This is a genomic window from Mycobacterium sp. WUMAC-067 (assembly GCF_020217485.1).
Lineage (GTDB): Bacteria > Actinomycetota > Actinomycetes > Mycobacteriales > Mycobacteriaceae > Mycobacterium.
Genome location: NZ_JAEKMI010000009.1, coordinates 12755 through 37935, shown reverse-complemented (window position 1 = coordinate 37935; position 25181 = coordinate 12755). Strand labels below are relative to the sequence as shown.

The window sequence follows — 25181 nt, the reverse complement described above, 5'->3', positions numbered from 1 at the left end:
CGGCTACAGAGTTTGGCTGTCCAGCCGGTCCTGACGCGCCTTGAACTCGCGGGCCACGAACTGATCCCGCGCGATCCGTCCGACGTAGTTGGAGTCCCTCAGGATGTCGCGCAGTTCGTGCAGGAAGGCCACTCGTCTTTCGGCCAGGTCCGGGGCGGCGGCGATCAGGTCCTGATCGTCGACGACCTGGCGCGCGGTGGCGAACAGCAGCGTCGACACCGATTCGCTGCTGCGGATCCGGGTCTGCGCCACATATTGCCGCCCGACGCCCAGCGCCAAGTCGGTCAGTTCCCGGTGCCCGATGTCCGCCGGGGCGTCGCGCAGCACATCGGCGACGATCTCGTAGGCCTCGAAGAACACCCGCAACATCGCGTCGGCCATCAGCGGACGCTTGGCGAACAGCAGCCCTTCGATCTCCTCGCCGCCGGCGGCGACGTGGGCTTCCCAATTGTCGTGCCACGCCATCTCTTCGGCGATGTGGTCCCGGAAGGTCGCCGAGTCCGCGAAATAGAAGTCGAACTTCAGCAGATCGCGCAACCGCATCGCCTGGGCCCAGAACGCCGCCATGCGGTCGCCCTCGGCGTGCCTGGCGTGTGCGAGCGCGAGCTCGACGATCGAGGTCTCCAAGAAGGCGTGGATCACCGAGTTGCGGTAGAACGCCGCGGCGTGCTGCTCTTCGGCCGCGATGTGCCACACCGGCTCCCGGCCGCCGTCGACCCGGGTGATGGGGTGCCCGTTGGACAGCGCGTCGACGGCCGCACGGACGCCGTCGTGCGAGCGCAGCCGCAATGCGCTGGTCGACATCGGATTCTGTTTGCGTTCCAGATAGTCCAGCGAGTCCTGCAGCGTGTGGTGCAGCTGGTCCAACGTCAACGCCGCGCCGCGCGTGGTCAGCAGCAGGGCGCACACCAGACCCGTCGCCGTCACCGGTGTGGCCTGCAGTATCCGCCACGCGACTTCGAACGACATCTTCTGCAGCGCAAGCCGTTTGGCATCCGGGTCCTGTGACAGCGGGCCGTGCGGGGCGCCGAGGTACTGGCGCATCGACACGGCTTCGGGGAACCGGACGTAGATCTTGCCGTAGTTGCGTTCGCCCTGCGCCCTGATGAAGTTGTACAACCAGCCGACACCCTCGGGTGTCTTCTCCCCGCCGCGGGCGTAGGCGGCGTACTCGGCGGTCTCGTGCAGCTGATCGAAGCTGATCGAAACCGGTTGCAGCAGAATGTCTTCGCTGCGACCGTCCAGGTAAGCGTCGGCGACGTAGGCCAGCAGACCGAGCTTGGGCGGCAGCATCTTTCCGGTGCGCGAACGGGTGCCCTCGATGGACCAGCTCAGGTTGAACCGCTTTTCGACGATGTAGCCGACGTATTCGCGCAGCACGTACTTGTAGAGCTGGTTGTTGCCGATGTTGCGGCGGATGAAGATGACACCGGAACGCCGCAGCAGCGGGCCCATCGCGCCGAACGACAGGTTGATGCCGGCGAACACGTGCACCGGCGGTAACCGGTTCTCCTGCATGGCCACCGGCACCACGGCGCCGTCGATGTAGGAACGGTGGGAAAACAACAGCACCGCCGGGTGGGCGTCCAGACCGGTGCGCATCGCGGCAACCTGGTACGCGTCATAGTCGATCTCGGGATCGAACCCGCGGCTGATCATCCTGCCGAGCACCGAGACCAGGTCGACCGACGCCCTGCTCCACCCGGTGGCGAGTTCGTCGAGCATCTTTCCGGCCTCGTCGACGGTTGCGCCCGGGATCTTGGCCAGGCCGGCGCGAAACCGGCTGGACGCCAAGATCTCCGGCTTCACCAGCCGCGGCGATTTGTACTGCGGCCCGAGGATTCGGTACTCGACGCGCTCCATCGCCAAGATGGCGCGGCGGATCACGAATTGGGCGAAGTCGCTCTTGTCGTCGCCGACGGTGGTGTCACGCCACTGCCGGCGGAGTTCGGAGACGGTGGCCGATTCGCCGGCCACCACCCGCGCCCGCTGGGGAGCGCTGCGCAGGATCTGTGTTTGCAGGCGCTGGTTGGGGTGGTAGGGATCCCGGCCGGGCAGCAGCCCGGCCAGCCTCGCGAGCCGCCCGCGATCCGGCGGGGGCAGCCAGAACACCCGCACCGGCACGATCGAACGGCCTTCTCCGGACTCGAGCTGCTCGGCCAGGGATGTCATCGCTTCCGGCGGCGCGTCGAGCGCGGGAAGTGGGACCAGGTCGAATTTCGCGCCCGGGTGGCCGGCACGTTGTTGGTCCAGCCACGTCGTGACCAGTTCCATCTCGAGCGGAGAGGCCATCGACGCCAAGACCAGCGAGTCGGTTCCGGCAAGGATGGCGCTGGTATCTGCCGCCGGTTCGGTCACGGATGCCCTCGGGGCTGCGATTCCGGTGATTCGGCGCCGACGGTTCCGCCCGCGGCGGGCTGTTGTACCTCACCGTCCTTGAGCGCAACCTCGGATGCGTTCGGATTCGCCTTGGGCGCAGCCTTTTTCGCGCGGGGCTTGCTCGCCGACTTCGCTGGGGCCTTTTTCGCCGCGGCCTTCTTGGCGGTGGTTTTGGTGGCCCGGCTGCGGGCTTTGGTGGCCGCCTTCTTCTCGGCGTACAGGTCGACCTCGGGCAGTTCGCCGACGGGCCAGTGGGCGAGCGTGTCCAAATACAGCTGGCGGACCTCGGCGATGCGCTCGGTAAGCGTGTCAACTGTCCAGTCCTGCACCGAGATCGGAGGAAAGACCGCGACGTCGACGGTGCCGGGATTGATGATGGCCGAGTTCCTGGCGGCAACGAGCTCGGCGTTGCGGATCACGATCGGGACGATCGGGATGCCCGCGGCCATCGCGAGTCGGAACGGCCCCTTCTTGAACGGGCCGACCTCGGTGGTGTCGAGCCGGGTGCCCTCCGGAGCCATCAGAATGGAGAGGCCGTTCTTGGCTCGCTCTTCGACCGTGCGCATCGTCTCGAGCGCCGAGGCCGAATCGTCGCGGTCGATGAACACCCCGTCCAACGCCTTGCCGAGCAGGGCCATGATCGGGTTCTTCTGCAGTTCCTTCTTGGCTACGGCCACCCAGTTGTCGTTCACCAGCGCACCGGCGATGACCGGGTCAACCTGGTTGCGGTGGTTGTAGATAAAGACGGCCGGACGTTGCGCGGTCAGGTTCTCTTTCCCGACGACATTGAGATGCACTCCGGTGGTCGCGAGCACCGTTTGGGAGAACACGGAGGTGAAGAAGTTGGCTCCACGCCGCCGGCTCCCGGTCAGCACACCCATTGCCACCGCGCCGGCGCCGACGGGGACGATCGAGCCGAGTCCGGCGAGCGTGCGCACCTGCCGCCGCAAACCCACCGGACCGCGGCTGCTGAACCGCAGGATCGGCCAGCCGCGGCGCTTGGCCACCGCGGCCATCTTGCCTTCGGGATTCGTCGGCCGCGGATTGCCGACCAGATACATCAGCGCGACGTCCTCGTCACCGTCGGCGTAGAAGTAGCTGTCCTTGAGGTCGATGTCGTGCTCGGCCGCAAAGCGTTGCACCGCAGCGGCTTTGCCCGGGCCCCACAGGATCGGCTTCTCGACGCCGCCGGTGAGTATGCCGTCTTCGGTGGTCTCGAATTTGTTGGTCAGCGTGTTGGGGATGCCGAGGAACCGCGCGACCGGATTGACCTGGATGGTCAGCGCCGACGAGCTGAGCACCACGGTGTGGCCGCGGGCCATGTGGGCGCGCACCAGCTCGCGCATCTCCGGGTAGATCCGGGACTCGATGCGCTGGACGAACAACCGCTCGCCGATCTCGTCCAGGTCGTCGAGCAGCCGGCCCGCCAGCGCCGCGGCGGCCTTGCCGATGAGGTCCTCGAACTCGATACGCCCCAGCGTGTGGCTCAGCCCGGCCTGGACCATGCCGAGCAGCTCCCCCACACCCATGTCGCGGCGCAGCAGCCGCTCCTGGGTCAGGATGACCGCGGTGAACCCAGCGACCAGGGTGCCGTCCAGGTCGAAGAACGCACCGATTTTCGCGCCGGCGGGGCTGGCCATGATCTCGGCCACCGAGCCGGGCAGCCGCATGTCCGCCCCGCTTTCTGGGGTGTCTTCGTCCCGCTCTTTGGACGCGCTCATGAGCCCGCCGCCGATCGAGACGACACGGCGGACTCGGTGAACGAGGCGGGTACCGCGCGCGGCGGAGGATCACCGGCCAGCGCCAGGATTTCGTCGAAGCCGTCGAGCAGGCACTGGGCGAAAAGTGCGTCGTTGCGCACCGAGGCCCTGTCGTAGCGCACGGTGATGGTGCACCACCCGCCACGCGAGATCAGCACCACCATCATCGCCACGCCCGGCAGCGGTCCGATACCGTACTGCCGCAAGACTTTTGCGCCGGCGAGGTAGGTGTCTCCCGGAAAGACCGGGAGATTGCTGGCCTGCACGTCCGAGCCGATCACCGAGCCGGTGAGTCCTTCCAGCACGGCTGTGGGCAAGACGCTGAGCACCGGGGCAAAAGAACCGATGATGTTCATCGCGGGCTCGTCGCGACGCTGGGTCATCTGCGCGCGGATCTTCTTCATCCGGGAGACCGGGTCGACGGTGCCGATCGGCGCGGCCAGGTTGACACCGGTGAACCGGTTGCCGCCGGCGTTGTCCGCTTCGGCCCGAAGGTTGACCGGCACCGCCATCGGCAGCGTGCTGATCGGCACGCCGAACGCCTCGTGGTAGCGGCGCAAGGCTCCGCACAACCCGGCGAGATAGGCGTCGTTGATCGATCCGCCGCCGGCTTTGGCGGCCTTGTGCAGGTCGGACAGCGGGATGTCGATCGCTTCGCTGCGGGTGGTCAGGCTGCGCCGGCGCAGCAGCGGCGACGGCTCGGCGGCCCGGTTGAGCACCCGCATGCCCGACATGGCGTACCCGACGATTCCCGAGACGGTGGCCGTCGGTTCCAGCACCACTCGCCCGGCCGCCGACACCGCCCCGGACAGCGCGCCCAGGACGCCGCCGACCACGGCGAGCGGCAGGTGGTTAATGCCTTGGCGCATAAGGTCATTCGACGTCAGGTCCTGCGGGATGGGCAGCGGCAGCGTCGGCTTGGCGGGCGGGTCGCGCTCGAGGTCATAGATTTCGGCGAACATCTGGACCCCGCCGACACCGTCGGTGACGGCGTGGCTGACATGCAGCAGGGTCGCCGCCTTCCCGTCGGCCAAGCCCTCGACCAGGGTGGCCGTCCACAGCGGCCGGGAGATGTCCATCGGTGACTGCAGGGTGACCTCGGCGAGGTCGAACACGTCACGCAGCGTGCCGGGTTCGGACACGCGCACCCGGCGCGCATGGAAATCCAGGTTGAAATCGGGATCGACCACCCAGCGCGGCGCCGCCGTCGGCAAGGTCGGCACGACCACCTTTTGCCGGAGGCGCAGCACCCGTCGGGAGGCGTTTTCGAAGCGGGCCCGGAACTGCTGCCAGTCCGGGGTGGTGTCCAACAGCTCCAGCGCCATGATCCCCGACCGGGTGCGAGGATTCGCTTCGCCCCGATGCATGAGGTAGTCGACCGGCCCAAGCTCGTCGGACAATTTGATCGCCTCGACGGACTCAGTCATGGCCATCAACTCGACGAACCAACCTTGTCACCGTCGATCACGCCTCCCGCCTTGCACCCGCGAACCCTGATGGTCACCACAACGCTAGTCGGGTTACCCCGCTGGTGAAAGCAGCGGCGAGGACTTATGACCCCGCGCTCAGCTGGCCCTCAACTGGCGGAAGTGGCCGACAGCGGCAGCGAATCCAGGACGGAGCTGACACGCCGCCCGTAGACGACACCCAGGAAATCGGCGACGGCGTCGGCGGCCAGCCGCGACCGAACCGTCGGGGTGATGTCGAAAGCGTGATGCGCGTTGGCCAGTTCGGCGTGGGCCACCGTGGGGGCGCCGGCCGCGCGCAGCGCCGCACAGAACGCGCGGGCCTGGCCGCTGGGAACCAGTTCGTCTTTCTCGCCGTGCAGCACGAAGAACGGCGGCGCGTCGGGGTGCACATAGGAAATCGGTGACGCCGCGGTGAACCGTTCCGGCTCGTCGGCGTAACGGGCCTTCACCACGAACTGCTCCAGAAACGGCAGCATCAGTTCGTGCATGTTCTCGAAGTCGGTGAAATCGTAGACGCCGTAATAGGGGGCGACGGCCTGGACGCTGGTGTCGGCGTCCTCGAAACCGGGCTGAAAGTCGGGATCGTTCGGGGTGAGCGCCGCCAGGGAGGCCAGGTGCCCACCCGCCGACCCGCCGGTGATCGCGATGAAGTCCGGGTCCCCGCCGTAGTCGGCGATGTTCTCCCGGACCCACGCGATCGCCCGCTTGACGTCGACGAGATGCGCGGGGAAAGCACTGCGCGGGCTCTTGCTGTAGTCGATCGACACGCAGATCCAGCCGAGTTGGACCATGCGGCTCATCAGCGTGTAGGCCTGCGGGCGCCTGCCGTTCAGCGCCCACGCCCCGCCCGGCACCTGGATCAGGACCGGTGCCCGGCACCCGGGCGCCAGGTCGTCGCGCCGCCAGATGTCGAGCAGGTTGTCGCGGCCGCGGGGGCCGTAGGAGATGTCGGAAGTCTGTGCCGCATACCGGCGGTGCGGGCCGGGCCTGCCCAACAGGCCACCGCGCGGGGCGCACACCGCCCCCACCGCGGTCGGGTGACATACCTGGTCACGGAAGTCGGGCCCGAAGGATTCCTCGAGCGCGGTGGTGAGGGTCTGATCCGCCCGCTGGGCGGCCAGCGTCTTGCCGACGCGGCCGATCGACGGATGCGCGACCCGCGACAGCGCGTGACCGGTCACGACGTGCGGGGGAAACTCTGTGAAAAGCCAGCCGGCGAAACAGCCCAGCGCGAACGGGCCTCCCCGCAGCAACAGGGTGCCGGTCTGATACGCACCCCTGGCCTCGGCCGCCAGGCGTGATGCCTGGGCATTAGCCCAGGAATAGCGCGAAGTCAGGTTACTGGCCACGCTCATGACTACGTCACCCCTCGACGTCAGGCACACGCCTCGTTGCGGTTAACGGCCGATGGCCGGCCGATGTTGTACGTGTGTCGAGGCCCATCACGATAACCGATAAACGCGGCGCGGGAAGGCTTTTCGCGCGCGTGGCGGCGGGGAATCGGGCCGGCGGGGGCGGTTGGATAGACTGACCTGCGCATTGCCTCCGTAGCTCAGGTGGATAGAGCAAGGGCCTTCTAATCCCTAGGTCGCAGGTTCGAATCCTGCCGGGGGCACAGTTGTGAGGCAAGGTGTGCGGGCGCGCAGGAATCCCGCCATGACATCAGCGCCCGACGTCCGGGCCGCTCCCATTCCTGCAGCGCTGGCGATCAGCAGCCGACCGGGCCGCCGCCGGCCGGGCAGGTGGGTATGTCAATAGGTATGCAGCTCACCGACGTCGTTGAGACGGCGAACGCGAGCAGCAGCGAAAGCAAGACCTTCTTCCCCCTGGTCATAACCGGAGAGCGTACGCCCGGCCGGGATCCCCCACGGCGGTGTCCGCAGAAATAGGCACAAAATTTTCCAGGATCCGCGAGGCTGGCGGCGCTCCTTCGTCCTTGCCCAGGCGGACGTCGAGGGAATCGTGAGCGAAATCTGTTACGCCACTTGCCGTTGTGGCGTCAGCGCTCCGCAACATACCGCCAGACCGCTTCTCGATTTCCGTTCAGCGCCGGAGTGCACGACATGGTGCCGCCGGTCGCGTTCGGCACCGAACACGGCCGTCCGACCGCCGGTCGATTGAGGTAAGCAACGCCGATGCCGAGACCGACCAGCCCGGCCGTGGCGGCAGCGACCAGGAACAGGCGCAGGCATCCGAGCCGCCGATCGTTCGTCCTCTTGTCCGCCGCGGTCCGCATGGGTCGCTCCTAGCGTCGATGCCGAATGGGCGCTCTCGCGAGCTGAGATGAGCGTGCGAAGTCGGCCTTGGCGGAATCTCAATGAATCCTTGGCCGCAGTCCCGCTCCTCCCGCTGCGGCCGACGGGACGGCGCGTCCCGGCGGCCCGCCCAGAATGGCGTAGTGATGCAGGTCACGGCGTTATTCGCAGATGAAATCGCGGCTTACCAGGCGCCGGATAGGACCGGCGGTAATGGCTATTCGGGCCGGCCCGCATACGTCGGGTGCCCGGGCTTAGTCAAAGTGACTATCCAAAGTTCGAGGATTCAGTATTCTTGGAACAGCGTGTCACGACGAGCAGTTGACGCCCTCGGGGAGATCATTAGTTAGGGCGTCTTCTCTTCGAGGGGTTGGCGATATATGGCGTCGAATGACTGGCAGCCGGTAGTCCGCGTCGGGGAGCCGAGGTTCATAGCCGGCGTGGGTAGTCGAATCAAAGTCGAAGTGAAGACGAGGGGTTGGCTGAGCCGAGATTGGCGATGTTACTTCGGATCTCAGGTTTCGCAGCAACAACTTGATGCCCGGTACTCGTCCTATCCTTGCTGGGACGAAGTCCAGCGGATCGAGGGGTCCTGCTCGGAGCATGACGCGGAGCGCTATATCGAAATGATCGATGCCGCAATCCATTACGCCAACATCAAGTTGCGTAGCAATGCCTTGCCGAGGCCCGCCCTGCAGGGGGCGGGCCGGGATCGGCGGGCGTGTGCGGTGCGTGAGCGTCAGGCCGAACTCGATGAGCTAGCTAAGAAGTTGGCGAAACCCGAGTCCTAGTTTGTCGCAAGTCTCCGCGGATGCCGGGCGAACCGGTGACGGCCGCAATCCCCGCCTGCCCCAAAGCTGGCAGGTTATGCGTTTGCGCTGGTCTTTCCGGGGAGCAGACGAAGAGTCCCAAAGTTGCAGATAATGGCTTCATAAACACAGCATTAGTTGTAGATTCCGAATCCCTCGTGCACCCGCAAAGATTGGCGGGTTTGCGCCACTTCGGGCCGCAGATACTGGGGTGAGCCGTGAATGGCGTTCGGCCGGGGAGATGTCCAATAAGAGCGGTGGCCGTTGTTTCCTTGACGACCCATTCCTGCGCACCGTGCTAATCGCGTTCACACCGGCGATCCCACCCAGCCGGGCGCGCAGTACCCTTACCTCGCCCGTCACGCCGCCGCCGGACGAACCGGTGGGTCAGGCCCGGCCGCAACCCAAACCCCAAGCCGGAGGTGCCCGATATGGCCCAGTCCGATCTGGTCTTGCTCGACGTTGACAACCGCGTCGCGCTCATCACCGTCAACGATCCCGACCGCCGCAACGCGGTGACCGCCGAGATGTCGGGGCTGCTGCGCGCGGCCGTCGAACGGGTCGAAGCCGATCCCGACGTGCACGCCGTGGTGGTCACCGGGGCCGGCAAGGCGTTCTGCGCGGGCGCAGACCTCAGTGCCCTGGGGGCCGCGGGCGGCGGAGCGGCCGAGACCGGCCTGCAGCAGCTTTACGACGGCTTTATGGCCATCGGCAGTTGCCGACTCCCCACCATCGCCGCCGTCAACGGCGCGGCCGTCGGGGCAGGCCTGAATCTGGCCCTGGCGGCCGACGTGCGCATCGCCGGACCCGCCGCCCTGTTCGATGCGCGATTCCAGAAGCTGGGGCTTCACCCGGGCGGGGGCGCGACCTGGATGCTGCAGCGCGCGGTGGGCCCACAGGCCGCCCGCGCGGCGTTGCTGTTCGGCATGCGCTTCGACGCCGACGCCGCCGTGCGGCATGGCTTGGCGCTCAGTGTCGCCGACGATCCGGTGGCCGCCGCGCTGGAACTGGCCGCCGGGCCGGCGGCGGCGCCGCGCGAGGTGGTGCTGGCGACCAAGGAGACCATGCGCGCCACCGTCAGTCCGGGGTCGCTGGACCACGAGCAACACCAGCAGGCCATGCGCGCCGAGCTTGGGCCGCAGGTCCACTCGATCCAGTCACCAGAATTCGCGCAGCGGCTCGCCGCGGCGCAACGCAAGTAGGTTGGGGCGCGCGTCACAAATCCAGCAGCGCGATCTCGGGTGACTCGATCAGATCCCTTAACTCGCAGACAAATTGGGCCGCCTGTGCGCCATCGGCGATGCGGTGATCGAACACGCAGGTCAGCGACATCGTCGGGCGCACCACGATCTCGGCGCCCAGGGCCACCGGCCGCGGCTTGATCGCTCCCATCCCGAGGATGGCCGCTTCGGGGTGATTGATCACCGGCACGCCGTCGTCGACACCCAGCGCCCCGAAGTTCGACACGGTGAACGTCGAACCCGTCAGCTCGTTCGGCGTCAGGGTGCCCACACGCGCGCCGGCGATCAATTCGGCTGCGCGAGCAGCTAATTCGCGTGTCGTCTTGGCGTGGGCGTCGGCCAGCACCGGGACGAGCAGCCCGCGTTGGGTGGCCGCGGCGATGCCCAGGTGCACTCGGTGGTCGACGCGCAGCTGCGGGCCCTGCGGCGAGTCGACCCAGGTCGAGTTCAGAATCTCGTTGTGGCGCAACGCGATGACCAGCAGCCGCAGCGTCAGCACGAAGGGTGTTATTTTCTGATCCTTCGTGCGGAGCCGATCGGACAGCCGCACCAACTCGGTGCAGTCCACCTCGACGGTGACCTTTGCGGGCGGAATCTCCTTGTGCGACAAGGCCATCTTCTCCGCCATCCGGGCCTGCACGCCACGAATCGATCGGACATCGGCCCCGTTCCCGGTCCCGCCGGCCGCCGCCAGCACATCCTCGCGGGTGATGACGGCCCCGGCGCGGTGCGGCAACGACGCCAGGTCGACCATCAATTGTTTGGCGAGTTTGCGCACCGGAGGGGCGGCCAGCGGACGCCCCGTCCGCCGGCTGCTGTCGACGCCGGCATCGGCACCGTAGCCGACCAATGTGGGCGGCGCCGTCGCGGCCGCCGGCGGCTCGCCGCTTCCCGGTGCCGTGTCGATCTGCACCAGCACCGCCCCCACCTTGAGCACATCGCCCTCGGCGCCGTTCATTTCGACGACCCTCCCGGCGTGCGGGCTGGGGATCTCCACCTCGGCCTTGGCGGTCTCCACCGTGCACAACACCTGGTTGAGCTCGACGTCGTCGCCCACCGCGACGTTCCAGTGCGTCACCGTCACTTCTTCGAGCCCCTCGCCGAGGTCGGGGACCCGAAACGGCTTGACCCGCTCTTGCGCGGACGGGCCGGTCATGGCTGTTCCAAAGCGCGCTCGACGCAGTCCAGTAGCCGGTCGGGGCCCGGCAGCCACCACTTCTCCAACCGGGCCGGCGGGTAGGGGGTGTCAAACCCGCACGCGCGCAACACCGGCGCCTCCAGCTCGTAGAACATTTCCTCTTGTATGCGGGCGGCCAGCTCCGCCCCGAACCCGAGGGTGCGCGGGCCCTCGTGCATCACCACGCAGCGCCCGGTCCGGTGGATCGACGCGGCGACGGTGTCGAAGTCCAGGGGCGCCAGTGACCGCAGGTCGATGACCTCCAGGCTCCAACCACGCTGGCGCTGGGCCTCGTCGGCGGCGCCGACGGCCGTGCCGACCAAGCTCCCATAGGTCACCACCGTCACGTCGGTGCCCGGCCGGCGCACCATCGCCCGCCCGATCGGTGGTTCGGGCCGGGTGGCGTCGACCAGGCCGCGGCCCTGGTAGCGCCGCTTCGGCTCCAGGAACATCACCGGGTCCGGGCAGGCGATCGCGTGGCGCAACAGCCAATACGCGTCGGAGGGGCTGGACGGCACCACCACCTTCAACCCGGCGGTGTGCGCCCAATAGGTCTCGGTGGAATCCGAATGGTGTTCTGCGGCACCGATTCCCCCGAACGACGGGATCCGGACGGTCACCGGCATGTTGATCTGGCCGCGGGTGCGGGTACGGTACTTCGCCAGGTGGCTGACCACTTGGTCGAAGGCCGCGTAGGAAAACCCGTCGAACTGAATCTCGGGCACCGGCACGAAGCCACGCAACGCCAGCCCCACCGCGATCCCGATGATGGCGGACTCCGCCAGCGGCGTGTCAAAGCAACGACTCTCGCCGAACGCCTCGGCCACTCCCTCGGTCGCGCGGAACACCCCTCCCGCGACCGAGACGTCTTCGCCGAACACCAGCACCCGATCGTCGGCGGCCATCGCGTCGTGCAGGGCGCGGTTCAGCGCCTGCACCATGGTCAACGGCTGCGCACCAAGCGCCACGCTTTCCACTGCCGCGGTGCGTGTTTCGTCATGGCCGGCCGGACGATCAGCGAGCTGAGTCATTGACGCCTCTCAATCACTTCCGTCGAGTTCGGCCCGCAGCTGCTGGCGCTGCGCCTGCAATCCCGGCGTGATATCGGCGTACACCGAGGTGAACACCTCGTCGATGTCGAAATCGGGCGCATCGACCATCGCGTCGCGCAGTTCGGTGCGCATTCGCTGTGCCCGGCCAATGACCCGTTCCTCCAAGCGTTCTGACCACAGGCCCTGGGCCCGCAGATAGGCGCGGTACCGCGGTATCGGGTCCAGCGCCAGCCAGTGATCGACTTCGCCTTGTGTCCGGTACCGGCTGGGGTCGTCGGAGGTGGTGTGCGGGCCCAGGCGGTAGGTGACCGCCTCGATCAACGTCGGGCCGCCGCCGGCGCGGGCGCGGGCGGCGGCCTCGGCCGTCACGGCGTAGCAGGCCAGGACGTCGTTTCCGTCCACCCGAATTCCGGGCATGCCGTAGCCAATCGCCTTGTGCGCCAGCGAGGGTGCGGCGGTCTGCTTGTCGATCGGCGTCGAGATCGCCCACTGGTTGTTCTGCACGAAGAACACGCAGGGCGTGGTGAACACGGCGGCGAAGTTCAGCGCCTCGTGCACATCTCCCGTGCTGGTGGCGCCGTCGCCGAGGAAGGCCAGCGTCACCGAATCTTCGCCCAGCCGTTGGGCGGCCATCGCCGCGCCCACGGCATGCAGGGTCTGGGTGCCGATCGGAATGGAGAACGGGGCGCAGCACTTCTTGGTGAAGTCCAGGCCGCCATGCCAGGTTCCGCGCCACACGGCCCCTACGTGCCCGGGCGGGATGCCGCGCACCAAAAAGGCGCCCAGCTCCCGATATTGGGGAAACAGCCAGTCGGTTTTGCGCAGGCACGCCGCCGCACCGATCTGGGCGGCCTCCTGGCCGCGGCAGGATGCGAAGAGGCCCAGCTCGCCCTGCCGCTTGAGGTTCACGAATTCGGCGTCGAGTTCCCGGGTGATCACCATCATCTCGTAGAGCCAGCTCAGCGTCTCGGCGGGAAGGTCACGGCCGTAACGGCGTTCGGATGTCGGCGAGCCATCGGCGGCGACGAGTTGCACCGGTTCGAGGTCGACCGCCATGGGCATCTGAGACATCTGCGCCACACCGCCTCCCTCGCCGGGTGCCGCGTGGCCCCACGAGCCACAGCGGGTCCCAGCAAACGGTCAGCCGAGACCTACCGCGAGCGGAAGTCGATCGCCAGCTACACGAAAGGCTTCGCTCGCCGCGACACTGGCGTATTCCCCATTATGCCCTCAAATCAGAAGAGACCGCGCTGATTGCGAAGACTGCGGAACGTGTCGCGCTGGGCCGCGCCGGGCGGTGTCGCTGAACAGCCGGGGCCGTCAGTCGGGGACGGCCTCACCCGCCCTGCGCAACGTCATGTGCGCGTGTTTGAGCACCGGCGAGTCGACCATCTGCCCTTCGAACGCGAAGACCCCTCGCTCGCTGCGCGCGGCCGTCAACACTCGTCGCGCCCAGTCCAGCCTGTCCTCACTGGGGCGATACGCCTCGCGCACCACCGGGATCTGGCTGGGGTGGATGCACACGGTCCCGCCGAACCCCAGCGCGACGGCGTCCTCGGCCTCGGTCCGCAAGCCGTCGAGGTCGCGGATATCCAGGTGGACCGCGTCGAGCGCCACCCGGCCGAAGGCGGACGCGGTGAGCAGAGCCGTCGAGCGCACGTGGTGCGCGACATCCCGGTATGTCCCGTCGGCCCAGCGGCTGGAGCTACCGCCGAGCGTGGCAACCAGGTCCTCGGCGCCCCACATCAGCGCCACCGTGCCCTGCGCCGCCGCGATTTCGGTGGCGAACACCGCGCCGCGCGGCGTCTCCAGCAGCGCGATCACGTCGCGCGGGGCCAACGCCTCCACCTGCGCCGCCGATTCGGTCTTGGACAGCATCACCGTCGTGTAGGCGGTCTCGGCGAGGGCCTCGAGGTCGCGGGGGTATTCGTCGGTGACGGCCGCGTTGATCCGCACCACGGTGCGCTCGGGATCCAGCGGCGTCCCCTGCAACGCCTCGCGGGCGGCGGGCTTGTCCGCCTCGGCCACGCCATCCTCGAGGTCGAGGATCACCACGTCGGCCGCGGCGGCGGCCTTCGCGAAACGTTCGGGCCGGTCGGCCGGGCAGAACAGCCATCCGGGGCCGGCGGCGTGCAGGTTCACTTGGCCTCCTGGTCGGCCGGGCGCTTCTGGACCAGCGTGGTGCGCACGGCGCGCGCGACGACATCGCCGTGCTGATTGCGCCCGGTGTGCTCGAGGGTGACGATGCCCTCGCCGGGCCGGCTCTTCGACTCGCGCTTGGCCGTGCACACGGTTTCGGCGTAGAGGGTGTCGCCGTGGAAGACGGGCTTGGGGAAGGACACCTCGGAGAAGCCGAGGTTGGCCACGATGGTGCCGAGCGTCAGCTGCGACACCGAGAGCCCCACCACCGTGGACAGGGTGAACATGGAGTTCACCAGCCGCTCGCCCCGAAAGCCCGGCTGCTCGGCCGCCCAGGCGGCGTCGAGGTGCAGCGACTGGGTGTTCATGGTCAGCGTGGTGAACAAGACGTTGTCGGCTTCGGTGACCGTGCGGCCGGGCCGGTGCAGGTAGGTGGTGCCGATCTCGAACTCTTCAAACCACAAGCCGCGCTGGACAACTGACTTGCCGCCCTCGTTGCCGTCCGTCATGACAGGCCCAGCGATCGCGCGATGAGCATCAGCTGCACCTCGGTGGTGCCCTCACCGATTTCGAGGATCTTGCTGTCGCGGTAGTGACGCGCCACCGGATACTCGTTCATGAAGCCATACCCTCCGTGGATCTGCGTTGCGTCGCGGGCGTTGTCCATCGCCGCTTCCGACGCGATCATCTTCGCGATGGCCGCCTCCTTCTTGAAGGGCTTGCCCGCCAACATCTTTGCAGCGGCATCGTAGTACGCCGTGCGGGCGACGTGGGCACGCGCTTCCATTCGCGCGATCTTGAAGCTGATCGCCTGGTAGGAGCCGATCGGCTGGCCGAACGACTGGCGTTCCTTGGAATACTTGACGCTCTCGTCGACGCAGCCCTGCGCCGCCCCGGTCGACAGCGCGGCGATCGCGATGCGACCCTCGTCCAGGATCGACAGGAAGTTCGCATAGCCCCGCCCACGCGCGCCGAGCAGGTTCTCCTCCGGGACCCGGGCGTCGGCGAAGCTCAGCGGATGGGTGTCCGACGCGTTCCAGCCCACCTTGCTGTAGACTGGTTCGACGGTGAATCCCGGTGTGCCACTGGGCACGATGATCGTCGAGATCTCCTTTTTGTCCGCCCCGACGGTGCCGGTGACGGCGGTGACGGTGACCAGGGAGGTGATGTCGGTGCCCGAGTTGGTGATGAATTGCTTGCTGCCGTTGATCACCCACTCACCGCCCTCGAGCCGGGCCGTGGTGCGGGTGGCGCCCGCGTCGGACCCGGCACCGGGCTCGGTGAGCCCGAAGCCCGCCAGCGCCCGGCCGGCGGTCAGGTCCGGCAGCCACGTGCGCTTCTGTTCCTCGGTACCGAACCGGTAGATGGGCATCGAGCCCAGACCCACCCCGGCCTCGAGCGTGATCGCCACCGACTGGTCGACCTTGCCGAGTTCCTCGAGCGCCAGCGCCAGCGCGAAGTAGTCGCCGCCCATGCCGCCGTACTCCTCGGGGAACGGCAGGCCAAACAGGCCCATCTCCCCCATCTTGGCGACGACTTCGTACGGGAAGCTGTGCTCCTCATCGTGTTTGGCCGACACGGGGGCGACGACGGTGCGCGCGAACTCGGCGACGGTGTCGCGAAGGTCTTCGTATTCCTTGGGCAGCGTCCCCGCGCTGATGGATGTGGTCATGTCTCGTCCTTGCTTTCTTCTTCCGGGATCAGCCGGGCCAGCACCTGATCCACGGTCACTTGATCACCCACCGAGACCAGCACCTCCACCTGTCCGGAAACCGGTGCGGCCAGCGAGTGTTCCATCTTCATCGCCTCGACGACGACCACGACGTCGCCTTCGGAAACGGCGGTGCCGGAGGGGGTTTGGACGGCGATGACGCTGCCCGGCATCGGACTGAGGATTTCCGCCCGCTGCGCCCCCGCGGCGCGGTGGATCTTGTTCTCCTCGGCCTCGCGCAGATGCCAGGTGCCGCGCTCGTCGGCGATCCACAGGTGGCGGTCGGCTTCGGCCCATCGGTAGTCGCGGCGCAGGCCGTCGATCACCGCGCTCATTCGTGCGGGTTCGACTTGCACAGCGGCCGAACAGGTTTCCGCGTCGCCGACCTGCACCGTGGCGGCGCCGGGAAGCCCCCACACCGACACGGTCTCGCTGCGCAGCGGGGTGCGCATGTCGGTGCGAACCGGCGCCGCGCTGCCGCCGACGCGCCATCCCGTAGGCGCCGCCCAGGGATTGCCCGCGAAGCGGTGGGCCCGGGAGGCGAGAGCCGATTGTCGGTAGAGGCCGGCCGCGGCGAGCACGTCATCAGGGGCCGGCAGCGGCGCGAAGTCCGCCAGCCGCTCATCGAGCAGGGCGGTGTCCAGGTCGCCGGCCCGTACCCGCTCGTCGGCGAGCAGGAACCGCAGGAACTCGATATTGGTCTGCACGCCCAGGATTGCCGTGTGGCTCAGCGCCCGGTCGAGTTTCGCCAGCGCCTCGTCACGGTCGTCCCCGTGCGCGATCACCTTGCTCAGCATCGGGTCGTAGTCGCTGCCGACCAGCGTGCCGGGCAGCAGCGACGAGTCGACCCGCACCCCGTTGCCGGAGGGCTCGAAGACCTGCAGCACCCGGCCGCCGGTGGGCAGGAATCCGCGCGCCGGATCCTCGGCGTACACCCGGGCCTCGATCGCGTGCCCGCGCAATTCGATGTCGTCCTGGGCGAACGTGAGCTTCTCGCCGGCGCCGACGCGCAGCTGCCACTCCACCAGGTCCAGCCCGGTGACCGCCTCGGTCACCGGGTGCTCGACCTGCAGGCGGGTGTTCATTTCCATGAAAAAGAAATCTTGCGCACGGTCGGCGGAGACGATGAACTCGACCGTGCCCGCGCCGACGTAGTCGACGCTGCGCGCCGTGCTGCAGGCGGCCGCGCCGATGCGCGCCCGGGTCGCCTCGTCGAGCAACGGCGAGGGCGCCTCCTCGATGACCTTCTGATGGCGCCGTTGCAGGCTGCACTCCCGCTCGCCGAGGTGCACGACGTTGCCGTGCGTGTCGGCGAGCACCTGCACCTCGATGTGCCTGGGGCGCAACACAAACCGTTCCAGAAAGAGCGTGTCGTCGCCGAACGACGAGGCGGCCTCGCGTCGGGCACCCACCAGCGCCTCGCGCAGCTTGGCCGGTTCGTCCACCAGGCGCATGCCCTTGCCGCCGCCGCCCGCCGACGGCTTGATCAAGACCGGGTATCCGACCTCGTCGGCGGCGGCGACCAGGTCGTCGTCGCTCAGCCCCGGTTTGGCCACGCCGGGGACCACCGGGACGTCGAAGGCGGCGACCGCGTTCTTGGCGGTGATCTTGTCGCCCATCACCTGAATCGCCTGCGCGGGAGGCCCCAGGAACACGACACCGGCCCGCTCGCACGCCGCCGCGAAATCGGCGTTCTCGGAGAGGAATCCGTATCCCGGGTGGATCGCCTGAGATCCGGTGCGCACGGCCGCGTCGACGACCTTGTCGATGTTCAGGTAGCTCTCGCGGGCCGCGGCGGGCCCCAGCCGCACCGCGTCGTCGGCCTCGAGGACGTGCCGCGCGCCGGCGTCGGGGTCGCTGTAGACGGCCACCGACCGGATGCCCAGCCGGCGCAGCGTCCGGATCACCCGCACCGCGATCTCGCCGCGGTTGGCCACCAATACTGTCTCGAACATTGCACTCACATCCGGAAGACGCCGTAGGAGACGGGTTCCAACGGTGCTTGGGCGCACACCGAAAGGGCAAGCCCGACAAAGGTTCTCGTATCGGCTGGGTCGATGATCCCGTCGTCCCACAGCCGGGCCGTCGAGTAGTAGGGGTTGCCCTGGTCCTCGTACTGCCCGCGGATGGGCGCCTTGAACGCCTCTTCCTCGTCGGCTGACCACGGTTTGCCCGCCGCACTGAGCTGCTCACCGCGCACGGTGGCCAGCACGGAGGCGGCCTGTTCGCCACCCATCACCGAGATCCGGGCGTTGGGCCACATCCACAGGAATCGCGGCGAATACGCCCGGCCGCACATCGAGTAGTTGCCCGCCCCATAGGATCCGCCGATCACGACGGTCAGTTTGGGCACCCGGGCGCAGGCGACGGCGGTGACCATCTTGGCGCCATGCTTGGCGATGCCGCCGGCCTCGTAGTCCCGGCCGACCATGAACCCGGCGATGTTCTGCAAAAACAGCAGCGGGATCTTTCGCTTGTCGCACAATTCGATGAAATGTGCGCCCTTCAAGGCGGATTCGCTGAACAGCACCCCGTTGTTGGCCACGATCCCTACCGGGTGGCCGTGGATGTGGGCGAACGCGGTCACCAGGGTCTTGCCGTAATTGGCCTTGAATTCGCTGAATTCGCCGCCGTCCACCAGTCGCACGATGACCTCGTGCACGTCGTAGGGCACCCGCGGGTCCGGCGGCACCACGTCGTAGAGCTCCGTCTGCGCGCACCGCGGCGAGACGGGGGGCTGCACCTCCCACGGGCTGGGCTCACGCGGCCCGAAGGTCGCCGCGATGGAGCGGACGATCCGCAACGCGTGCTCGTCGTCGTCGGCGAGGTGGTCGGTGACACCGGAAACCCGCGAGTGCAGGTCGCCGCCGCCGAGGTCCTCGGCCGACACGATCTCGCCCGTCGCCGCCTTGACCAGTGGCGGGCCGCCCAGAAAGATCGTGCCCTGCTCGCGCACGATGACGGCCTCATCGCTCATCGCCGGCACGTAGGCGCCGCCCGCCGTGCACGAACCCAGCACCGCGGCGACTTGCGGAATTCCCTTGGCGCTCATGGTTGCCTGGTTGAAGAAGATGCGGCCGAAGTGCTCCCGGTCCGGAAAGACCTCGTCTTGGCGCGGCAAGAAGGCCCCGCCGGAGTCCACCAGGTAGATGCATGGCAGCCGGTTCTGCAGCGCCACCTCCTGGGCGCGCAGGTGCTTTTTGACCGTCATCGGGTAGTAGGTGCCGCCCTTGACCGTCGCGTCGTTGGCGACGATCACGCACTCGCGCTCCGATACACGGCCGATTCCGGTGATGATGCCGGCCCCGGGAGATTCGTCGTCGTACATGCCGTCGGCGGCCAGCGGTGAGAGCTCCAAGAACGGGCTGCCGGGGTCGAGCAGGCGGTCCACCCGTTCGCGTGGCAACAGTTTCCCGCGGCTGACATGGCGTTCCCGCGCCCGCTCGTTGCCGCCGAGCGCCGCCGCGGCCAGCCGGGCGTTCAGTTCGCCGACCAGCCGGCGGTGCTCATCGGCGAACGACGCCCCGGGAGCCTTCGCGGGCGAGGTCATCACGTTGTCCATCGCCGCAGCAGCCTCCTTGCCCTCGGGCGGTCCAGCTGAGTTAATGCTCATTAACTCGGGGCTTGAGAATACCATTACCGCCGTTGCCGGTCCAGCGGCACCGCACCCGGCGAATAATGCGAGTTAATTGCGAATAACTCGTGCTACGTTGGTGACGATTCATCACACGGAGGTCCGTCATGACAACGCCTGCCTCCGAAGGCCAGGCCGGCGGCGCCGAGGCCCCAAATCGGCGGAGCCAGTTGAAATCCGACCGCCGCCTGCAACTGCTGTCCGCCGCCGAGCGGCTGTTCGCCGAACGCGGATTTCTCGCCGTACGACTGGAAGACATCGGCGCCGCGGCCGGCGTCAGCGGTCCCGCCATCTACCGGCATTTCCCCAACAAGGAATCGCTTCTGGTCGAATTGCTGGTGGGCATCAGCACCCGGCTGCTCGCCGGCGCACGGCAGGTGCGGACCCACAGCTCGGATGCCGCGGCCGCGCTCGACGGCCTGATCGACTTCCATCTCGACTTCGTCCTGACCGAACCGGACCTGATCCGCATCCAGGATCGCGACCTGGCGTACCTGCCCGAACAGGCCGAAAAGCAGGTGCGCAAAGCGCAGCGCCAATACGTCGAGGTCTGGGTGGGGGTGCTGCGCGAGCTGAACCCCGAGCTGGCCGAGGCCGACGCCCGGCTGAGCGCGCACGCCGTGTTCGGCTTGCTGAATTCGACGCCGCACAGCATGAAATCCCCCGACGCGTCGCGCAGCAAGAGCGTGCGCGCCGCACGATCGCGCGCCGTCATGCGGGCGATGACCGTCGCCGCCCTCGCGGCCGGAAATCGGTGCCCCTGAGCTCCCCGTCGCACCGTGAGTAAGCGCTTCAGCGCCCCGCCCAGGTACCCTGCAAGCCATGAGGTGGACATGAACGATTCACGTCCCACCGAGCGGTTTAGTCCATCGCAACCGGGGCCGCAGCAGCCGGGGTACGCCCCGCCCGCCGATCCCGCATACGCCGATCAGACGCCGTATGCCCCCACCTATGGCGGGACGATGTCGCCCTGGGCGCCCACCGCCAACGAGACCAACACGACAAGGCCGCTGCCGGCGTATTGGCAACGGGACGTCCCCGCGTCGGACGACCCGCACTCCCACGGCCTGGCTCCCCCACCGCCCGAAGGGCCGAAATCGCCGCGCTGGCTGTGGGTCGCCGCCGGCGTTGCGGTGCTGCTGGTCGTCGCGCTGGTGATCGCACTGGCGCTCGCCAACGACGCGATCAAGACCCAGACCGCCGTCCCGCCGTTGCCGGCGATGCCGGAAACGACAACGGAGAGCCCCACCCCGTCGGCGCGTAAGTCGCCCACCCTCATCCCCGCGCCGATACCCCCGACGAGCGGCCCGGAGCTGCCCACCTCGACGACCGGTCCGGCGGCGATGCAAGACGTCGTCTACACGGTCACGGGCGAAGGTCGCGCGATCAGCATCATGTACATCGACACCGGCGACCTCATCCAGACCGAATTCAACGTCGCGCTGCCGTGGAGCAAGCAGGTCAGCCTCGCGAAATCGGCCGTCCACCCGGCCAACGTCACGATCGTCAACATCGGGCACAGCGTCACCTGCACCGTGACCGTCGACGGAGTTCAGGTCAGCAAGCGCGTCGGTGGCGGGCTGACCATCTGCGACGCCCGGGGCTGAGCCCCCGCTTCGAGGCGCGAACGTCCATATCCCCCACAGCTCGAGGCGGCGAGCCCCTTACGAGAGTTCGGTGACCGGCTCGCCGCGCTGCGGAACGCGGACCACGAGCATGGCCAGCAGCCCGGCGATCAAGACCAGTGAAATCCCGCCGAGGCCGGCACGCACGGCGCCGAATACGTCGACGAACACCGAGAACAGCCACGGCGCCAGGAACGCCACCGCCCGACCGGTCATCGTGTAGAGCCCGAACGCGACGCCCTCCCTGCCGTGTTTGGCCATCTGCAGCAGCAGGGCGCGCGACGACGACTGCGTCGGGCCGATGAACATGCACAGCAGCAGCCCACAGACCCAGAAGGCCACCGGTCCGGACGACACCATCAAGGTCAGTCCCAGGGTGATGATCGCGACCAGCGAGGCCACGATGACCGGTTTCGATCCGGCCCGGTGGTCGACGAACCCGCCCAGCACGGCACCCACCGCGGCGACGACGCAGGCCGCCACCCCGAAAATCAGCACGTCGGCCTGGGAGATGCCGTACACGTTGACGCCGAGGACCGCACCGAAGGCGAAGATCGCCGCCAGCCCGTCGCGGAACAGCGCGCTGGCGACCAGGAAGTACACCAGGTTGCGGTCGCGGCGCCATTCCGCGGAGACCTCCGTCCACAGCTTCCGGTAACCGCCCAACATGCTCGTGGGCTGATACACCTCGGCCGGCTCGCTCAGTCGTTGCGCCACGAACAGCAGCGGCAGCGCGAACACCGCCAGCCAGGCCGCGGCCACCAGCATCGCCTCGCGGACATAAAGCCCGTCCTGCAAGGGAATTCGCAGCAGTCCGCGCGTCGCGCCCGGTCCCGAGCCCGATCCGGAGATGAATCCGGTGTAGATCACCAGCAACAGCAGGACGCTGCCACCGTAGCCGGCCGCCCAGCCGAATCCGGATATCCGCCCGGCCGTCTGCGGCGTCGAAAGCTGGCGCAGCATGGCGTTGTACGGGACGCTGGCCAGGTCGCCGCAGGCCGCCGTCGCCCCCAACAGCACCAGACCCGCCCACAGGTAGCCGGGCCGGTCGCGGATGAAGAACATCAAGCAGGTCAGCGTCACCGCCGCGGCGGTCAGCACGCTCAGGGCCACCCGCCTGCGATGCGGGGACTCCACCCACACGCCCACGGCGGGCGCGAGCACCGCGACGGTCAGCCCGGCGATGGCCGCGGCTCGGCCCAGCCAGCTCGCCGGCGTGGTGCTGCCCCCGATGCCCACCCCGACGCTGCTGGTCAGATACACGGCGAAGACGAACGTGGCCACGATCGCGTTCAGACCGGTCGAGCCGCAGTCCCACAGCGCCCACGCCACCACGCGAGATCGCATGGGCGCGGCGGAACGCAACTCCGGCTGACTCATGCCCGGCACTCTAGCGGCGCCGGCGATCGCCTGCGGATGGCGATTCGCCGGCTGTCTACGATTGGCGCATGCCGATACCCGCTCCAAGCCCTGAGGCGCGCGCCGTTGTCACCGGAGCTTCGCAGAACATCGGTGAAGCGCTCGCCACCGAACTTGCCGCCCGCGGACACAATCTGATCGTCACCGCGCGACGCGAGGATCTGCTGAAGGATCTGGCCGCCCGCCTGACCGACAAGTATCACGTCACCGTCGACGTGCGACCCGCCGATCTGGCCGACCCGGGCGAACGCGCGAAGCTGTGCGACGAGCTGGCCGCCCGCCCCATCTCGATCCTGTGCGCCAACGCGGGCACCGCGACCTTCGGTCCGGTTGCCACGCTCGATCCGGCCGGCGAGAAGGCTCAATTGCAGCTCAATGTCCTAGGGGTGCACGACCTTACGTTGGCGGTGTTGCCCGGCATGGTCGAGCGCAAGGCCGGCGGCATCCTGATTTCCGGTTCGGCGGCCGGCAATTCGCCGATCCCCTACAACGCCACCTACGCCGCCACCAAGGCCTTCGTCAATACCTTCACCGAATCGCTGCGCGGTGAACTGCGCGGGTCCGGGGTCAACGTGACGCTGCTGGCGCCCGGGCCGGTCCGCACCGACCTGCCCGCCGACACCGAGGCGTCGATCGTGGAGCGGCTGGTGCCGGACTTCCTGTGGATCTCGACGGAACACACCGCTCGGGTGTCCCTGGATTCGTTGGGCCGCAACAAAATGCGCGTCGTCCCCGGCCTGACGTCCAAGGCCATGTCCGTGGCGAGCGGCTACGCACCGCGCGCCATCGTCGCACCCATCGTGGGCGCGTTCTACAAAAAGCTCGGCGGCGGGTAGGCGCCGGGCGGGCAAGCCCCCGCGAGCGTAACGTGGCTGCGATTTGCGGCCCGGATTTTCGCAGCCAGGTTACGGTCGCGACGAAGGCCGGCTACTTCCGGCGGCGACGACCAGTGCCGCCGAAAATGCTTCTCACCGCTTCGCGTATCGCCGTGTTGATGCCGCTTTTCACCGTGGGGTTCTGCAGCACTTCCTCCCACATCGACGGGCCTTTTTCCCCCTTGGGCTCCGCGGGCTCCGGCATCGGCGGGACGGGGTCGTTCGAAGGTACCGGCGGGTAGTCGGACTGGGCCTGCGGCGGTTGCGCCTGCGTACCCGCCGGGCCGGCCTGGGGCTGCGACGGTTGCTCAACCGTCTTGCCGTACTTCTCCTGCAGCGCACTGCCTTTCGCCGCAGCCTCGATCGCGTCGTTGCCGATCGACGCCATCAGCGAGCGCGGCACCCGCATGCGGGTCCACGCGACCGGGGTGGGAGAGCCCTTCTCGGAGAGCACGGTCACGACGGCCTCGCCGATCCCCAGCGACGTCAACGCCGACTCCAAGTCATAGACATCGGTTTTCGGGTAGGTGCGCACGGTCTTGGACAGCGCCTTTTGGTCGTCGGGCGTGAACGCCCGCAGCGCGTGCTGGATCCGGGCCCCCAGCTGGGACAGCACATCGTTGGGCAGGTCGGTGGGCAACTGGGTGCAGAAAAACACCCCGACGCCCTTCGAGCGGATCAACTTGACGGTCTGCTCGACCTGCTCGAGGAAGGCCTTGGACGCGTCGGCGAACAGCAGGTGCGCCTCGTCGAAGAAGAAGACCAGCTTGGGCTTGTCGACGTCGCCCACCTCGTCCAGGACGGTGAACAGGTCGGCCAGCAACCACATCAGGAAGGTGGAGAAGATGACCGGCCGCAACGATTGTCCGCCGAACTCCAGCAGCGAGATGGTGCCGCGGCCCGCATCGACGCGCAGCAGATCGTTCGGGTCGAGCTTCGGCTCGCCGAAGAACGTGTCGCCGCCCTCGCCCTCGAGATTCACCAGCGCGCGCAGGATGACACCCGCCGTCGTCGACGACACGCCGCCAAGGGATTTCAGATCGGCCTTGCCCTCGTCGCTGGTCAGGTAGGTGATGGCGTCACGCAGGTTGGCCAGCGTGACCAGCTGGTATTTCTTCTCCTTGGCCCAGTGGAAGATCAGCCCCAGCGTCGACTCCTGAGTAGCGTTGAGCCCCAACACCTTTGACAGCAGGACCGGGCCGAAACTGTCGACGGTGGCCCGAACCGGCACGCCGAGCCCGCCCGTGCCCAACGACAGGAACTCCACCGGGAAGCCCGTCCCGGTCCAGTCGTCTCCCGTGTCGCGGGCACGCGCCGCGGTTTTGTCGTCGCCCTTTCCCGGTGTGGACAGCCCGGACAGGTCGCCCTTCACGTCGGCCATCAGCACGGGCACGCCCGCGGCGCTGAGCTGTTCGGCGATCAGCTGCAGCGTCTTGGTCTTGCCGGTTCCGGTGGCGCCGGCCACCAGCCCGTGCCTGTTCACGGTCGCCAACGGAATGCGGATCTGCGCCGTCGGGTCGGCGGCGCCGTCGACCACGACGGTGCCCAATTCCAGTGCCTGGCCGCCGACCGCGTAGCCGTCCGCGATCCGGCTCGCCGGTGTTGCCGCTGAATCGGTGCTCATCGTGCTGCGCCC

General features: G+C 68.1%; 21 protein-coding genes and 1 tRNA gene. 6 read left to right on the top strand and 16 right to left on the bottom strand.

Annotated features, from left to right (window positions below):
* Positions 1–3 precede the first annotated feature (3 nt).
* From JF781_RS08570 to JF781_RS08555, 4 genes are all read right to left on the bottom strand, one after another.
* Positions 4–2358, bottom strand: a complete 2355-nt coding sequence (locus tag JF781_RS08570) for a glycerol-3-phosphate 1-O-acyltransferase (protein WP_225327076.1) — start codon at positions 2356–2358, stop codon at positions 4–6.
* Complete coding sequence (locus JF781_RS08565; RefSeq protein WP_225327075.1) at positions 2355–4100, bottom strand: HAD-IB family hydrolase/lysophospholipid acyltransferase family protein; 1746 nt, start codon at positions 4098–4100, stop codon at positions 2355–2357. The genes JF781_RS08570 and JF781_RS08565 overlap by 4 nt, the downstream gene beginning before the upstream one ends.
* On the bottom strand, positions 4097–5566 hold the full coding sequence (locus JF781_RS08560) for a wax ester/triacylglycerol synthase family O-acyltransferase (protein ID WP_225327074.1): 1470 nt from the start codon (positions 5564–5566) through the stop codon (positions 4097–4099). Before JF781_RS08560 ends, JF781_RS08565 begins: the two co-directional genes overlap by 4 nt.
* Positions 5567–5715: 149 nt before the next feature.
* Positions 5716–6963: an alpha/beta hydrolase gene (locus JF781_RS08555; RefSeq protein WP_225327073.1), complete on the bottom strand. Its 1248-nt coding sequence runs from the start codon at positions 6961–6963 to the stop codon at positions 5716–5718.
* A 186-nt stretch (positions 6964–7149) separates the two neighbouring features.
* On the opposite strand from JF781_RS08555, the gene JF781_RS08550 reads away from it, so the two are divergent.
* Positions 7150–7223, top strand: a tRNA-Arg gene (locus JF781_RS08550).
* 93 nt (positions 7224–7316) lie between these two features.
* Here the strand turns inward: JF781_RS08550 and JF781_RS28420 are convergent.
* Positions 7317–7442, bottom strand: a complete 126-nt coding sequence (locus JF781_RS28420; RefSeq protein ID WP_255641443.1) for a hypothetical protein — start codon at positions 7440–7442, stop codon at positions 7317–7319.
* Between the two features lie 165 nt (positions 7443–7607).
* Complete coding sequence (locus JF781_RS08545) at positions 7608–7844, bottom strand: hypothetical protein (RefSeq protein ID WP_225327072.1); 237 nt, start codon at positions 7842–7844, stop codon at positions 7608–7610.
* Positions 7845–8243: 399 nt separating this feature from the next.
* On the opposite strand from JF781_RS08545, the gene JF781_RS08540 reads away from it, so the two are divergent.
* A complete protein-coding gene (locus tag JF781_RS08540; protein ID WP_225327071.1) occupies positions 8244–8654 on the top strand; it encodes a hypothetical protein in 411 nt (136 codons plus the stop codon).
* A 449-nt stretch (positions 8655–9103) separates the two neighbouring features.
* The gene (locus JF781_RS08535; RefSeq protein ID WP_225327070.1) at positions 9104–9874 is read left to right on the top strand and encodes an enoyl-CoA hydratase; all 771 of its coding nucleotides are present in this window, start codon (positions 9104–9106) and stop codon (positions 9872–9874) included.
* A 13-nt stretch (positions 9875–9887) separates the two neighbouring features.
* Here JF781_RS08535 and JF781_RS08530 read toward each other — a convergent pair whose 3' ends face one another.
* From JF781_RS08530 to JF781_RS08495, 8 genes are all read right to left on the bottom strand, one after another.
* Complete coding sequence (locus JF781_RS08530; RefSeq protein WP_225327069.1) at positions 9888–11069, bottom strand: dihydrolipoamide acetyltransferase family protein; 1182 nt, start codon at positions 11067–11069, stop codon at positions 9888–9890.
* Positions 11066–12121, bottom strand: a complete 1056-nt coding sequence (bkdB, locus tag JF781_RS08525; RefSeq protein ID WP_225327068.1) for an alpha-ketoacid dehydrogenase subunit beta — start codon at positions 12119–12121, stop codon at positions 11066–11068. Before bkdB ends, JF781_RS08530 begins: the two co-directional genes overlap by 4 nt.
* A 9-nt stretch (positions 12122–12130) precedes the next feature.
* Positions 12131–13213 carry a pyruvate dehydrogenase (acetyl-transferring) E1 component subunit alpha gene (gene pdhA, locus JF781_RS08520; RefSeq protein ID WP_225327167.1) on the bottom strand — a complete coding sequence of 361 codons (1083 nt, stop codon included), beginning with the start codon at positions 13211–13213 and terminating at the stop codon, positions 12131–12133.
* A gap of 249 nt (positions 13214–13462) precedes the next feature.
* On the bottom strand, positions 13463–14284 hold the full coding sequence (locus JF781_RS08515; protein ID WP_225327067.1) for a CoA ester lyase: 822 nt from the start codon (positions 14282–14284) through the stop codon (positions 13463–13465).
* Positions 14281–14790: a MaoC family dehydratase gene (locus tag JF781_RS08510; RefSeq protein ID WP_225327066.1), complete on the bottom strand. Its 510-nt coding sequence runs from the start codon at positions 14788–14790 to the stop codon at positions 14281–14283. The genes JF781_RS08515 and JF781_RS08510 overlap by 4 nt, the downstream gene beginning before the upstream one ends.
* A complete protein-coding gene (locus JF781_RS08505) occupies positions 14787–15953 on the bottom strand; it encodes an acyl-CoA dehydrogenase family protein (RefSeq protein WP_225327065.1) in 1167 nt (388 codons plus the stop codon). Before JF781_RS08505 ends, JF781_RS08510 begins: the two co-directional genes overlap by 4 nt.
* On the bottom strand, positions 15950–17947 hold the full coding sequence (locus JF781_RS08500; protein WP_225327064.1) for an acetyl/propionyl/methylcrotonyl-CoA carboxylase subunit alpha: 1998 nt from the start codon (positions 17945–17947) through the stop codon (positions 15950–15952). The genes JF781_RS08505 and JF781_RS08500 overlap by 4 nt, the downstream gene beginning before the upstream one ends.
* A gap of 5 nt (positions 17948–17952) precedes the next feature.
* The gene (locus JF781_RS08495) at positions 17953–19542 is read right to left on the bottom strand and encodes a carboxyl transferase domain-containing protein (protein ID WP_225327166.1); all 1590 of its coding nucleotides are present in this window, start codon (positions 19540–19542) and stop codon (positions 17953–17955) included.
* Positions 19543–19733: 191 nt separating this feature from the next.
* Between JF781_RS08495 and JF781_RS08490 the strand changes: the two genes are divergently transcribed.
* Positions 19734–20390, top strand: a complete 657-nt coding sequence (locus tag JF781_RS08490; RefSeq protein WP_225327063.1) for a TetR/AcrR family transcriptional regulator — start codon at positions 19734–19736, stop codon at positions 20388–20390.
* Positions 20391–20453: 63 nt separating this feature from the next.
* Positions 20454–21233: an MmpS family transport accessory protein gene (locus JF781_RS08485; RefSeq protein ID WP_225327062.1), complete on the top strand. Its 780-nt coding sequence runs from the start codon at positions 20454–20456 to the stop codon at positions 21231–21233.
* A gap of 57 nt (positions 21234–21290) precedes the next feature.
* On the opposite strand, the gene JF781_RS08480 is transcribed toward JF781_RS08485, so the two are convergent.
* The gene (locus JF781_RS08480; protein WP_225327061.1) at positions 21291–22631 is read right to left on the bottom strand and encodes an MFS transporter; all 1341 of its coding nucleotides are present in this window, start codon (positions 22629–22631) and stop codon (positions 21291–21293) included.
* A gap of 68 nt (positions 22632–22699) precedes the next feature.
* Between JF781_RS08480 and cmrA the strand changes: the two genes are divergently transcribed.
* Positions 22700–23506 carry a mycolate reductase gene (gene cmrA, locus JF781_RS08475; protein ID WP_225327060.1) on the top strand — a complete coding sequence of 269 codons (807 nt, stop codon included), beginning with the start codon at positions 22700–22702 and terminating at the stop codon, positions 23504–23506.
* A gap of 91 nt (positions 23507–23597) precedes the next feature.
* On the opposite strand, the gene JF781_RS08470 is transcribed toward cmrA, so the two are convergent.
* Positions 23598–25169: a helicase HerA-like domain-containing protein gene (locus JF781_RS08470; protein ID WP_225327059.1), complete on the bottom strand. Its 1572-nt coding sequence runs from the start codon at positions 25167–25169 to the stop codon at positions 23598–23600.
* Between the last annotated feature and the right edge of the window lie 12 nt (positions 25170–25181).

Coding starts and splice junctions, on each gene's coding strand:
- JF781_RS28420 (WP_255641443.1), bottom strand. CDS start 7,442: ATGACCAGGGGGAAGAAGGTCTTGCTTTCGCTGCTGCTCGCGTTCGCC.
- JF781_RS08510 (WP_225327066.1), bottom strand. CDS start 14,790: ATGACGGACGGCAACGAGGGCGGCAAGTCAGTTGTCCAGCGCGGCTTG.
- JF781_RS08565 (WP_225327075.1), bottom strand. CDS start 4,100: ATGAGCGCGTCCAAAGAGCGGGACGAAGACACCCCAGAAAGCGGGGCG.
- JF781_RS08500 (WP_225327064.1), bottom strand. CDS start 17,947: ATGTTCGAGACAGTATTGGTGGCCAACCGCGGCGAGATCGCGGTGCGG.
- JF781_RS08555 (WP_225327073.1), bottom strand. CDS start 6,963: ATGAGCGTGGCCAGTAACCTGACTTCGCGCTATTCCTGGGCTAATGCC.
- pdhA (WP_225327167.1), bottom strand. CDS start 13,213: ATGTCTCAGATGCCCATGGCGGTCGACCTCGAACCGGTGCAACTCGTC.
- bkdB (WP_225327068.1), bottom strand. CDS start 12,121: ATGACTCAGCTCGCTGATCGTCCGGCCGGCCATGACGAAACACGCACC.
- JF781_RS08540 (WP_225327071.1), top strand. CDS start 8,244: ATGGCGTCGAATGACTGGCAGCCGGTAGTCCGCGTCGGGGAGCCGAGG.
- JF781_RS08490 (WP_225327063.1), top strand. CDS start 19,734: ATGACAACGCCTGCCTCCGAAGGCCAGGCCGGCGGCGCCGAGGCCCCA.
- JF781_RS08470 (WP_225327059.1), bottom strand. CDS start 25,169: ATGAGCACCGATTCAGCGGCAACACCGGCGAGCCGGATCGCGGACGGC.
- JF781_RS08535 (WP_225327070.1), top strand. CDS start 9,104: ATGGCCCAGTCCGATCTGGTCTTGCTCGACGTTGACAACCGCGTCGCG.
- JF781_RS08545 (WP_225327072.1), bottom strand. CDS start 7,844: ATGCGGACCGCGGCGGACAAGAGGACGAACGATCGGCGGCTCGGATGC.
- JF781_RS08530 (WP_225327069.1), bottom strand. CDS start 11,069: ATGACCGGCCCGTCCGCGCAAGAGCGGGTCAAGCCGTTTCGGGTCCCC.
- JF781_RS08480 (WP_225327061.1), bottom strand. CDS start 22,631: ATGAGTCAGCCGGAGTTGCGTTCCGCCGCGCCCATGCGATCTCGCGTG.
- JF781_RS08505 (WP_225327065.1), bottom strand. CDS start 15,953: ATGACCACATCCATCAGCGCGGGGACGCTGCCCAAGGAATACGAAGAC.
- JF781_RS08560 (WP_225327074.1), bottom strand. CDS start 5,566: ATGACTGAGTCCGTCGAGGCGATCAAATTGTCCGACGAGCTTGGGCCG.
- cmrA (WP_225327060.1), top strand. CDS start 22,700: ATGCCGATACCCGCTCCAAGCCCTGAGGCGCGCGCCGTTGTCACCGGA.
- JF781_RS08495 (WP_225327166.1), bottom strand. CDS start 19,542: ATGACCTCGCCCGCGAAGGCTCCCGGGGCGTCGTTCGCCGATGAGCAC.